5 protein-coding genes, 8 tRNA genes and 3 rRNA genes are annotated in these 11,947 nt (G+C 46.9%); all 16 read right to left on the bottom strand.

Annotated features, from left to right (window positions below; all coding sequences use genetic code 11):
* Nucleotide 1: 1 nt before the first annotated feature.
* The gene (gene radA, locus MHI16_RS00590; protein ID WP_058015795.1) at nucleotides 2–1,381 is read right to left on the bottom strand and encodes a DNA repair protein RadA; all 1,380 of its coding nucleotides are present in this window, start codon (nucleotides 1,379–1,381) and stop codon (nucleotides 2–4) included.
* 93 nt (nucleotides 1,382–1,474) lie between these two features.
* On the bottom strand, nucleotides 1,475–3,910 hold the full coding sequence (gene clpC / locus MHI16_RS00585) for an ATP-dependent protease ATP-binding subunit ClpC (protein ID WP_003216969.1): 2,436 nt from the start codon (nucleotides 3,908–3,910) through the stop codon (nucleotides 1,475–1,477).
* Entirely contained in the window at nucleotides 3,907–4,998 is a 1,092-nt protein-coding gene (locus MHI16_RS00580) for a protein arginine kinase (RefSeq protein WP_058015794.1), read from the bottom strand. Before MHI16_RS00580 ends, clpC begins: the two co-directional genes overlap by 4 nt.
* A gap of 4 nt (nucleotides 4,999–5,002) precedes the next feature.
* A complete protein-coding gene (locus MHI16_RS00575; RefSeq protein ID WP_034665655.1) occupies nucleotides 5,003–5,560 on the bottom strand; it encodes a UvrB/UvrC motif-containing protein in 558 nt (185 codons plus the stop codon).
* 14 nt (nucleotides 5,561–5,574) lie between these two features.
* A complete protein-coding gene (locus MHI16_RS00570; RefSeq protein WP_003217184.1) occupies nucleotides 5,575–6,039 on the bottom strand; it encodes a CtsR family transcriptional regulator in 465 nt (154 codons plus the stop codon).
* 177 nt (nucleotides 6,040–6,216) lie between these two features.
* Nucleotides 6,217–6,332: ribosomal RNA gene (gene rrf / locus MHI16_RS00565) — 5S ribosomal RNA — on the bottom strand.
* 61 nt (nucleotides 6,333–6,393) lie between these two features.
* Nucleotides 6,394–9,324: ribosomal RNA gene (locus MHI16_RS00560) — 23S ribosomal RNA — on the bottom strand.
* A 182-nt stretch (nucleotides 9,325–9,506) separates the two neighbouring features.
* A 16S ribosomal RNA gene (locus MHI16_RS00555) occupies nucleotides 9,507–11,055 on the bottom strand.
* The 16S, 23S and 5S rRNA genes sit together here with 8 tRNA genes alongside, the layout of an rRNA operon.
* A gap of 126 nt (nucleotides 11,056–11,181) precedes the next feature.
* Nucleotides 11,182–11,257 (bottom strand) — tRNA-Ala (locus tag MHI16_RS00550).
* Nucleotides 11,258–11,264: 7 nt separating this feature from the next.
* A tRNA-Pro gene (locus MHI16_RS00545) sits at nucleotides 11,265–11,341 on the bottom strand.
* Nucleotides 11,342–11,348: 7 nt separating this feature from the next.
* Nucleotides 11,349–11,425: transfer RNA gene (locus tag MHI16_RS00540), tRNA-Arg, on the bottom strand.
* Nucleotides 11,426–11,436: 11 nt separating this feature from the next.
* Nucleotides 11,437–11,522: transfer RNA gene (locus MHI16_RS00535), tRNA-Leu, on the bottom strand.
* Between the two features lie 12 nt (nucleotides 11,523–11,534).
* Nucleotides 11,535–11,606, bottom strand: a tRNA-Gly gene (locus MHI16_RS00530).
* 30 nt (nucleotides 11,607–11,636) lie between these two features.
* Nucleotides 11,637–11,719 (bottom strand) — tRNA-Leu (locus tag MHI16_RS00525).
* A gap of 8 nt (nucleotides 11,720–11,727) precedes the next feature.
* Nucleotides 11,728–11,803, bottom strand: a tRNA-Lys gene (locus MHI16_RS00520).
* Between the two features lie 37 nt (nucleotides 11,804–11,840).
* Nucleotides 11,841–11,916, bottom strand: a tRNA-Thr gene (locus MHI16_RS00515).
* Nucleotides 11,917–11,947: the final 31 nt, after the last annotated feature.

The following is an 11,947-nucleotide window of genomic DNA, read 5'->3' as shown; positions in this document are numbered from 1 at the left end:
TCTATGATCCCCCTAGTGAAATTCGAAGTGCCTCCGCTACATTTTCTACACCGACTAACTCAATCCCTCTCGGCTTTTTCCATCCATCTATATTCGCCTGAGGAATAAACATTCGCTTAAATCCTAGTTTCGCAGCTTCCTGCACACGCTGTTCAATTCTTGATACTCTTCTGACTTCTCCCGTCAGACCGACCTCTCCTATAAAGCAATCCGCTTGATGCGGCGCTGCGTCTTTAAAGCTGGAGGCAATACTGACCGCAATGGCCAAGTCAATTGCTGGTTCGTCAAGCTTCACACCGCCTGCGACCTTTAAATACGCATCCTGGTTTTGCAGCAGCAGTCCAACACGTTTTTCTAAAACCGCCATGAGCAGTGACACTCGATTATGATCAAGACCAGTGGCCATTCTACGCGGATTTCCGAAGCTTGTTGGTGAAATTAGCGCTTGTATCTCGACAAGAACAGGTCTTGTTCCTTCCATTGAGGCAACAACACACGAACCAGATACACCTGCCGAACGTTCTTCTAAGAAAATTTCGGATGGGTTTAATACTTCCGTGAGCCCTTCCTCTCTCATTTCAAAAATCCCTAGTTCATTCGTTGAACCAAATCGGTTTTTCACTGCACGTAAGATACGAAACGTATGATGACGCTCACCTTCAAAATAAAGAACCGTGTCCACCATATGCTCTAAAAGACGTGGACCTGCGATCGAGCCTTCTTTGGTCACGTGACCAACAATAAAAATTGGAATCCCATTTGTCTTGGCAATCTTCATCAGCTGCGCTGTACATTCTCTCACTTGAGATACAGACCCAGGAGCTGACGTAATATCGCTTTGATAAACAGTTTGAATCGAATCCACCACGACAAAAGCGGGTTTCATCTCTTGTATAGCAGACGTTATATACTCCATATCGGTTTCAGCCAAAACATGTAAAGAGGTGCTTTTTATGCCGAGGCGGTCCGCTCTTAACTTCGTTTGTTTAATGGACTCCTCACCGGATATGTATAATACATTCTGATTTTTGTCTGAGAGCTGTGCTGATACTTGTAATAATAATGTGGACTTCCCAATTCCAGGATCTCCGCCAATGAGAACAAGAGAGCCTTTGACAATTCCACTTCCTAATACTCGGTTAAATTCTTCTAAATTCGTTTTGATTCGGGGTTCATCTGATGTTTCAATTGCAGAAATAGGTGAAGGTTTTTGAATGGTTTGGACAGAATGATTAAAAGCGCTTCGACGGTTTACCGGCTCTTTACGAACGACCTCTTCTGTCATACTGTTCCACGTGCCGCAGCCTGGACATTTCCCCATCCATTTGGCTGATTCATAACCGCACGATTGGCATATAAATTTTGATTTTGTCTTAGCCATAGATTGAAGAATACAACTCCTTATACTGGTCAGAAAATAAGTAAAGGGAGGCATACACCTTACTGGTATGCCTCACACTTTTTTCTTACTATATTAGTTAGTAGCAGCCGTCGTTTTTACGACAATTTCTCCATCTTCCACATCTAATACGATTTGTTGACCTTTTTCAATATTACCCTTTAGAAGCTCCTCAGAAAGTCGATCCTCCACATGCTTTTGAATCGCTCTTCTTAACGGACGCGCACCGTACTCAAGGTCTACACCTTCGTCGGCAATCTTCGCTTTTGCTGCTTCTGTCAATTCAATTGAAAGGTCTTGTTCTTTTAATCGTTTCGTCAATTGATCAGACATGAGAGACACGATCTCTTTTAAATGTTTCTTTTCAAGTGAATGGAAGACAATGATTTCATCAATACGGTTGATGAATTCTGGTCTAAACGCACGTTTCAACTCGCCCATCACTTTGCCCTTCATATCTTTGTAATTTTGACCTTCATCCTGCACGTTAAAGCCAACATATTTATTTCGCTTCAGTTCACTAGCTCCAACGTTGGATGTCATGATCAAAATCGTATTTCTAAAGTCAACGGTACGCCCTTTAGAATCCGTCAGACGACCATCTTCTAATACTTGCAGTAAGATGTTGAATACATCTGGATGCGCCTTTTCAATCTCGTCTAAAAGCACAACAGAATAAGGTTTTCTTCTCACTTTTTCAGTCAGTTGTCCGCCTTCTTCATAGCCAACATAGCCTGGAGGTGACCCAACAAGTCTAGATGTAGAATGTTTCTCCATGTATTCAGACATATCGATACGGATCATCGCTTCTTCATCACCAAAAATAGACTCTGCAAGTGCTCTTGCAAGCTCCGTTTTACCAACCCCTGTTGGGCCTAAGAAGATAAAGGAGCCAATTGGACGTTTTGGATCTTTTAGACCAGCACGCGCACGTCTCACAGCTTTTGCTACAGCGACAACCGCTTCATCCTGCCCGATTACACGAGAATGGAGTAATTGTTCCATATTCAGAAGCTTATCTGTTTCTGTTTGGGCAATTTTTGAAACAGGCACTCCCGTCCAGCTAGAGACAACCATTGCGATATCATCCACTGATACCTCTGAATTCTCCTGACCTTGCTTTTCTTTCCAAGATTTCTTTGTGACTTCTACTTTTTCACGTAAACGCTGCTCTGTATCGCGAAGAGAAGCTGCTTTTTCAAATTCCTGACTTTGAACAGCCGCATCCTTTTCCTTGCGTACTTCATCCAATTTTTGCTCTAGTTCTTTTAGGTTAGGCGGTGTTGTGAAAGAACGTAAGCGGACTTTCGAACCTGCCTCATCAATTAAATCAATCGCCTTATCTGGAAGGAAACGATCAGAAATATAACGGTCAGACAGCTTCACCGCCGCCTCAATCGCTTCATCTGTGATGGACACACGGTGATGTGCCTCATAACGATCTCTAAGACCTCTTAAGATTTGAATACTTTCATCAACGGATGGCTGATCTACTTGAATTGGCTGGAAACGTCGTTCAAGCGCAGCATCCTTTTCAATATATTTACGGTACTCATCTAACGTTGTTGCCCCGATACATTGAAGCTCTCCACGTGCTAAGGATGGTTTGAGAATATTAGATGCGTCAATCGCACCTTCTGCTCCGCCAGCACCAATCAGTGTATGAAGCTCATCAATGAAGAGAATGATATTTCCTGCCTGACGAATTTCGTCCATGACTTTTTTCAAACGATCCTCAAATTCACCACGATATTTCGTTCCTGCTACAACGGTTCCCATATCAAGCGTCATCACTCGTTTATCCCGCAGGATTTCAGGCACTTCATTATGAATAATTTGCTGTGCAAGACCTTCAGCGATGGCTGTTTTACCAACACCGGGCTCACCAATCAGCACAGGGTTGTTTTTTGTTCTTCTGCTTAGGACCTCAATGACACGCTGAATTTCTTTGCTTCGTCCAATGACAGGGTCCAAGCTGTCTTCTTTCGCAATCGCTGTTAAATCTCTTGCCAAGCTATCTAATGTTGGTGTATTTGCATTGCTGTTAGAGCCAGCGGCAGATGCACCTGTTTCATTGCTGCCAAGCAGCTGCAGGACTTGCTGACGTGCTTTATTTAAGCTCACTCCGAGGTTATTTAAAACGCGGGCAGCTACACCCTCTCCCTCGCGAATAAGACCTAATAGAATATGTTCTGTCCCTACATAGGAATGACCTAGCTTTCTTGCTTCATCCATTGAAAGCTCAGTGACCTTCTTCGCTCTAGGCGTATAATGAGGAATAGCTTGAGACACCTCTTGCCCTCTTCCAATCAAGCTTTCGACTTCTTTTTGGATTTTATCTGAAACAAGGCCCAGTGCTTCTAACGCTTTTGCGGCAATACCCTCACCCTCGCGTACAAGACCAAGTAAAATGTGTTCAGTACCAATATTCTTATGGCCTAGGCGAATGGCTTCTTCTTGTGCAAGTGCTAATACCTTTTGAGCTCTTTCAGTGAATCTTCCAAACATCATATCGTTTCATCCTCCTGTCCATTCCTCTGCATTTCTAAACGCAGCCTTTCTCTAATAATCGCTGCTCGTTTTATATCTCGTTCATTTGGCTCCAAAGCTCCTCCAGAATATTGTTGAAGAAAGCCAGGCTGTGTCAAAATCATGAGTTCATTCAGTATATTACTTGAAAGCCCCTTAATGATACCTAAATCAATTCCAAGGCGCACATCTGACAAACACTTAGCTGTTTCCTTTGATTCAATCATCCGACAATTGGACAAAATCCCCAAGGAACGGTACACTCTGTCCTCAAGTTCAATTTTAGATGTTTGATATAACGCTTTTCGTGCAGATCGCTCTTGTTCAATGAGCTGAGCGGTCACACTATTTAAATCATCTACAATATCCTCTTCTGATTGACCAAGTGTCATTTGATTTGAAATTTGAAAGATGTTCCCTATTGCTTCGCTGCCTTCACCATAAATTCCTCTGACTACAAGACCTAATTGATTAATCGCCGGAATAATCCGATTCATTTGTCTTGTGAGGGCTAAAGCTGGTAAATGCATCATGACCGAAGCCCTAATACCTGTACCTACATTCGTTGGACAGCTTGTTAAGTATCCTCGCTTTTCAGAAAACGCATAATCCACTTGCTCTTCAATCCAGTCATCTATCTGGTTAGCCGCTTTTAATGCATTGGCTAGTTGGAAGCCTGGGAATAAGCATTGGATTCGAATATGGTCTTCTTCATTCAGCATCACACTGATTTCCTCATTTTCAGAAAGCAAACAACCGCCAAATCTTGATTCTGCTAAGTTTGGGCTGATCAAATGCTTTTCAACAAGTACTCTCTTTGCTAAAGGCTGCGTTTCATTCATTCGAATTAGAACAAAGTTTCCAATGTCCTTCACTTCCTGGCTAGCAAACTTTTGCTCGAATTGCTGGAGAACAGCTTCAGCCTCTTCCTGAGAAAACTGAGTTGGGAAACGAACATGCTCTAGGTTTCGTGCTAGCCTGATTCGACTGCTTAGAACAATGTCACTTTCTGGTCCTTTTTGTTTCATCCATTGACTTAAAGCGTCTTGAATAAAATGCTGGAGCGACATGTTGTTAATCTCCCTCCCTCTGCTGAGATTGCTCATGCTCTAATGCACGAATTTGATCTCGAACTTCCGCTGCTTTTTCGAACTCTTCTTGTTCAATTAACTGCTTCAGCTCTTGCTGCATCAATTCAAGTTTCCGGCGTACATGAAGACTGCCGGCAATCCGTTTAGGCACTTTTCCATTATGGACTGTATTTCCACTATGGACTTTCCGTAAAACAGGGTTCAAATACTGATCAAATGAACGATAGCATTCTGCACAGCCAAAACGGCCTGTTTTTCTGAATTGTTGAAAGGTTAAGCCACACTTAGGACATTGATCCACTTCTCTCGCTTCTTGAAAAATAGATGATCCCTTATTCGCACTTGTGGTAAAGCTAGGATCAATATTCAATAAACCCGATAATAAGTTGTGAATCGAGAAACCTTGGTTTCCACTCATAGCATATGAATCACTGTTTTCTTTTGCACATTGTTCACATATGTGCATTTCTTGTTTTTCTCCATTTATAACTTTCGTAAAGTGAAAAGTGGCTGGTCTCTCATTGCATTCTTGACAAATCAATCTTTTCACCCGCTTTACTTTAATTTCAAAGCATTTAACATCGCTTTCATCATCCGAGCCCGCAATTCATCACGTTCTGGTAAATCAATGTGCAAAACAGAACGGTCCATGACACTGATCATCATCTTTGCTTCTCTTTCAGATAAAATGTTATTTTCGACAAGACGCATGATGATATGATCAGAGGCAGCCTGTGATAAACGATGATATATTTGGGAAATAATATTGTTCAATAAGTCGACTTCATCATTCATTTTGACTTTAATGATGCGGATATAGCCACCGCCGCCACGCTTACTTTCAACGATGTAGCCTCTCTCGCTCGTAAAGCGTGTATTGATAACATAGTTAATTTGTGAAGGTACGCATTGAAACTTATCTGCAATTTCATTGCGCTTAATTTCTAATATTTCTCGACCATTCTGATCCAAGACTTCTTTCAAGTACTGCTCGATGATATCAGAAATATTTTGTGCCACTCCGCCTCCTCCTCCATTGACTTTGACTATATTTGACTTTAATCTTACTATAAATTTTTTCGGTCGATTTTTCAAGATAATCGCTCAACTAAGAATATTATTTCCACATTTATATGGTGTCAAACCTCTCAAAAACACAAAAAAGACCAGTTCCAAATGGAACTGATCCTTAGACAAGCTTGGCGGCGTCCTACTCTCACAGGGGGAGACCCCCAACTACCATCGGCGCTGAAGAGCTTAACTTCCGTGTTCGGTATGGGAACGGGTGTGACCTCTTCGCTATCGCCACCAAACCTGATGGAGAGAATGTTCTCTCAAAACTAGATAACAATGTTCAAACTTCACATTAGAATATAGGTTAAGTCCTCGATCTATTAGTATCTGTCAGCTCCACGTGTCACCACGCTTCCACCTCAGACCTATCAACCTGATCATCTTTCAGGGATCTTACTTCCTTGCGGAATGGGAAATCTCATCTTGAGGGGGGCTTCATGCTTAGATGCTTTCAGCACTTATCCCGTCCGCACATAGCTACCCAGCGATGCCCTTGGCAGAACAACTGGTACACCAGCGGTGCGTCCATCCCGGTCCTCTCGTACTAAGGACAGCTCCTCTCAAATTTCCTGCGCCCGCGACGGATAGGGACCGAACTGTCTCACGACGTTCTGAACCCAGCTCGCGTACCGCTTTAATGGGCGAACAGCCCAACCCTTGGGACCGACTACAGCCCCAGGATGCGATGAGCCGACATCGAGGTGCCAAACCTCCCCGTCGATGTGGACTCTTGGGGGAGATAAGCCTGTTATCCCCGGGGTAGCTTTTATCCGTTGAGCGATGGCCCTTCCATGCGGAACCACCGGATCACTAAGCCCGACTTTCGTCCCTGCTCGACTTGTAGGTCTCGCAGTCAAGCTCCCTTGTGCCTTTACACTCTGCGAATGATTTCCAACCATTCTGAGGGAACCTTTGGGCGCCTCCGTTACATTTTAGGAGGCGACCGCCCCAGTCAAACTGCCCACCTGACACTGTCTCCCTGCCCGATAAGGGCAGCGGGTTAGAAGGTCAATACAGCCAGGGTAGTATCCCACCGATGCCTCCACCGAAGCTAGCGCTCCGGTTTCCAAGGCTCCTACCTATCCTGTACAAGCTGTACCAACATTCAATATCAGGCTGCAGTAAAGCTCCACGGGGTCTTTCCGTCCTGTCGCGGGTAACCTGCATCTTCACAGGTACTATAATTTCACCGAGTCTCTCGTTGAGACAGTGCCCAGATCGTTGCGCCTTTCGTGCGGGTCGGAACTTACCCGACAAGGAATTTCGCTACCTTAGGACCGTTATAGTTACGGCCGCCGTTTACTGGGGCTTCAATTCGCACCTTCGCTTACGCTAAGCGCTCCTCTTAACCTTCCAGCACCGGGCAGGCGTCAGCCCCTATACTTCGCCTTACGGCTTCGCAGAGACCTGTGTTTTTGCTAAACAGTCGCCTGGGCCTATTCACTGCGGCTTCTCGGGGCTTTAACACCCTAAGAAGCACCCCTTCTCCCGAAGTTACGGGGTCATTTTGCCGAGTTCCTTAACGAGAGTTCTCTCGATCACCTTAGGATTCTCTCCTCGCCTACCTGTGTCGGTTTGCGGTACGGGCACCTCTCACCTCGCTAGAGGCTTTTCTTGGCAGTGTGGAATCAGGAACTTCGCTACTAAATTTCGCTCGCCATCACAGCTCAGCCTTCACGGGAAACGGATTTGCCTATTTCCCAGCCTAACTGCTTGGACGCGGATATCCAATACCGCGCTTACCCTATCCTCCTGCGTCCCCCCATTGCTCAAATGGTGAGGAGGTGGTACAGGAATATCAACCTGTTGTCCATCGCCTACGCCTTTCGGCCTCGGCTTAGGTCCCGACTAACCCTGAGCGGACGAGCCTTCCTCAGGAAACCTTAGGCATTCGGTGGACGGGATTCTCACCCGTCTTTCGCTACTCATACCGGCATTCTCACTTCTAAGCGCTCCACCAGTCCTTCCGGTCTGACTTCACAGCACTTAGAACGCTCTCCTACCACTGTTCGTAAGAACAGTCCGCAGCTTCGGTGATACGTTTAGCCCCGGTACATTTTCGGCGCAGAGTCACTCGACCAGTGAGCTATTACGCACTCTTTAAATGGTGGCTGCTTCTAAGCCAACATCCTGGTTGTCTAAGCAACTCCACATCCTTTTCCACTTAACGTATACTTTGGGACCTTAGCTGGCGGTCTGGGCTGTTTCCCTTTCGACTACGGATCTTATCACTCGCAGTCTGACTCCCAAGGATAAGTCATCGGCATTCGGAGTTTGACTGAATTCGGTAACCCGGTAGGGGCCCCTAGTCCAATCAGTGCTCTACCTCCGAGACTCTTACCTTGAGGCTAGCCCTAAAGCTATTTCGGAGAGAACCAGCTATCTCCAGGTTCGATTGGCATTTCACCCCTACCCACACCTCATCCCCGCACTTTTCAACGTGCGTGGGTTCGGGCCTCCATTCAGTGTTACCTGAACTTCACCCTGGACATGGGTAGATCACCTGGTTTCGGGTCTACGACCACGTACTCATGCGCCCTATTCAGACTCGCTTTCGCTGCGGCTCCGCATCTTCTGCTTAACCTTGCACGGGATCGTAACTCGCCGGTTCATTCTACAAAAGGCACGCCATCACCCTTTAACGGGCTCTGACTACTTGTAGGCACACGGTTTCAGGATCTATTTCACTCCCCTTCCGGGGTGCTTTTCACCTTTCCCTCACGGTACTGGTTCACTATCGGTCACTAGGGAGTATTTAGCCTTGGGAGATGGTCCTCCCGGATTCCGACGGAATTTCACGTGTTCCGCCGTACTCAGGATCCACTCTGGAGAGAACAACATTTCAGTTACAGGGCTGTTACCTTCTTTGGCGGGCCTTTCCAGACCTCTTCGCTTATATCGTTCCTTTGTAACTCCGTATAGAGTGTCCTACAACCCCAAGAGGCAAGCCTCTTGGTTTGGGCTGTTCCCGTTTCGCTCGCCGCTACTCAGGGAATCGCATTTGCTTTCTCTTCCTCCGGGTACTTAGATGTTTCAGTTCCCCGGGTATGCCTTCTCATACTCTATGTATTCAAGTATGGATACTACTCCATTACGAGCAGTGGGTTTCCCCATTCGGAAATCTCCGGATCAAAGCTTGCTTACAGCTCCCCGAAGCATATCGGTGTTCGTCCCGTCCTTCATCGGCTCCTAGTGCCAAGGCATCCACCGTGCGCCCTTTCTAACTTAACCATTTCTTACTTTAGAAAGAATCACTATGTGTGATGAACTTTGCATTGCATTCAATGTGAATGTATTACTTATTGTTATCTAGTTTTCAAAGAACAATCCTGTCTCGCTAGAGACATGTCTTGAAGGAATGATCCTTCAAAACTAAACAAGACGAAAACGCACACTGCTCCATATATCCTTAGAAAGGAGGTGATCCAGCCGCACCTTCCGATACGGCTACCTTGTTACGACTTCACCCCAATCATCTGCCCCACCTTCGGCGGCTGGCTCCATAAAGGTTACCTCACCGACTTCGGGTGTTGCAAACTCTCGTGGTGTGACGGGCGGTGTGTACAAGGCCCGGGAACGTATTCACCGCGGCATGCTGATCCGCGATTACTAGCGATTCCAGCTTCACGCAGTCGAGTTGCAGACTGCGATCCGAACTGAGAACAGATTTATGGGATTGGCTAAACCTTGCGGTCTCGCAGCCCTTTGTTCTGTCCATTGTAGCACGTGTGTAGCCCAGGTCATAAGGGGCATGATGATTTGACGTCATCCCCACCTTCCTCCGGTTTGTCACCGGCAGTCACCTTAGAGTGCCCAACTAAATGCTGGCAACTAAGATCAAGGGTTGCGCTCGTTGCGGGACTTAACCCAACATCTCACGACACGAGCTGACGACAACCATGCACCACCTGTCACTCTGTCCCCGAAGGGAAAGCCCTATCTCTAGGGTTGTCAGAGGATGTCAAGACCTGGTAAGGTTCTTCGCGTTGCTTCGAATTAAACCACATGCTCCACCGCTTGTGCGGGCCCCCGTCAATTCCTTTGAGTTTCAGTCTTGCGACCGTACTCCCCAGGCGGAGTGCTTAATGCGTTAGCTGCAGCACTAAGGGGCGGAAACCCCCTAACACTTAGCACTCATCGTTTACGGCGTGGACTACCAGGGTATCTAATCCTGTTCGCTCCCCACGCTTTCGCTCCTCAGCGTCAGTTACAGACCAGAGAGTCGCCTTCGCCACTGGTGTTCCTCCACATCTCTACGCATTTCACCGCTACACGTGGAATTCCACTCTCCTCTTCTGCACTCAAGTTTCCCAGTTTCCAATGACCCTCCCCGGTTGAGCCGGGGGCTTTCACATCAGACTTAAGAAACCGCCTGCGAGCCCTTTACGCCCAATAATTCCGGACAACGCTTGCCACCTACGTATTACCGCGGCTGCTGGCACGTAGTTAGCCGTGGCTTTCTGGTTAGGTACCGTCAAGGTGCGAGCAGTTACTCTCGCACTTGTTCTTCCCTAACAACAGAGCTTTACGATCCGAAAACCTTCATCACTCACGCGGCGTTGCTCCGTCAGACTTTCGTCCATTGCGGAAGATTCCCTACTGCTGCCTCCCGTAGGAGTCTGGGCCGTGTCTCAGTCCCAGTGTGGCCGATCACCCTCTCAGGTCGGCTACGCATCGTCGCCTTGGTGAGCCATTACCCCACCAACTAGCTAATGCGCCGCGGGTCCATCTGTAAGTGACAGCCGAAACCGTCTTTCATCCTTGAACCATGCGGTTCAAGGAACTATCCGGTATTAGCTCCGGTTTCCCGGAGTTATCCCAGTCTTACAGGCAGGTTACCCACGTGTTACTCACCCGTCCGCCGCTAACATCCGGGAGCAAGCTCCCTTCTGTTCGCTCGACTTGCATGTATTAGGCACGCCGCCAGCGTTCGTCCTGAGCCAGGATCAAACTCTCCGAAAAAGTACAAAACCGAAGTTTTGTTTTTCGTCAGCGTTTGACTGACTACCTATGATATTTCATAGGATTTTTTATAAAAACTCGAATTAACAGGTACGTTTTGTCTTGTTTAGTTTTCAAAGATCATATTGGTGGAGCCTAGCGGGATCGAACCGCTGACCTCCTGCGTGCAAGGCAGGCGCTCTCCCAGCTGAGCTAAGGCCCCATAAAGATGGTCGGGAAGACAGGATTCGAACCTGCGACCCCTTGGTCCCAAACCAAGTGCTCTACCAAGCTGAGCTACTTCCCGATCTTAATGGCGCGCCCGAGAGGAGTCGAACCCCTAACCTTTTGATCCGTAGTCAAACGCTCTATCCAATTGAGCTACGGGCGCTTATTTTATAATGCCGAGGGCCGGACTTGAACCGGCACGGTAGTCACCTACCGCAGGATTTTAAGTCCTGTGTGTCTGCCAATTCCACCACCCCGGCGTGGATGGTATAAGCGGAAGACGGGATTCGAACCCGCGACCCCCACCTTGGCAAGGTGGTGTTCTACCACTGAACTACTTCCGCATTACAGGATTTCTTTATTTTATTTGGCAATGCGGGTGAAGGGACTTGAACCCCCACGTCATAAAGACACTAGATCCTAAGTCTAGCGCGTCTGCCAATTCCGCCACACCCGCATGAAACATGGTGAGCCATGAAGGACTCGAACCTTCGACCCTCTGATTAAAAGTCAGATGCTCTACCAACTGAGCTAATGGCTCGCTTTAAAAGCGACTTGTCTATCTTACCATATGAAAGTGGTGCCGGCAAGAGGACTTGAACCCCCAACCTACTGATTACAAGTCAGTTGCTCTACCAGTTGAGCTACACCGGCTTTATCTATCCTAACATTATGTAAGAATAAA

Origin of the sequence: Bacillus sp. FSL K6-0923, assembly GCF_038630825.1 — a bacterium.
GTDB lineage: Bacteria > Bacillota > Bacilli > Bacillales > Bacillaceae > Bacillus > Bacillus pumilus.
The sequence above is the reverse complement of the archived record's forward strand: the minus strand, read 5'-3'. Positions and strand labels throughout refer to the sequence as shown.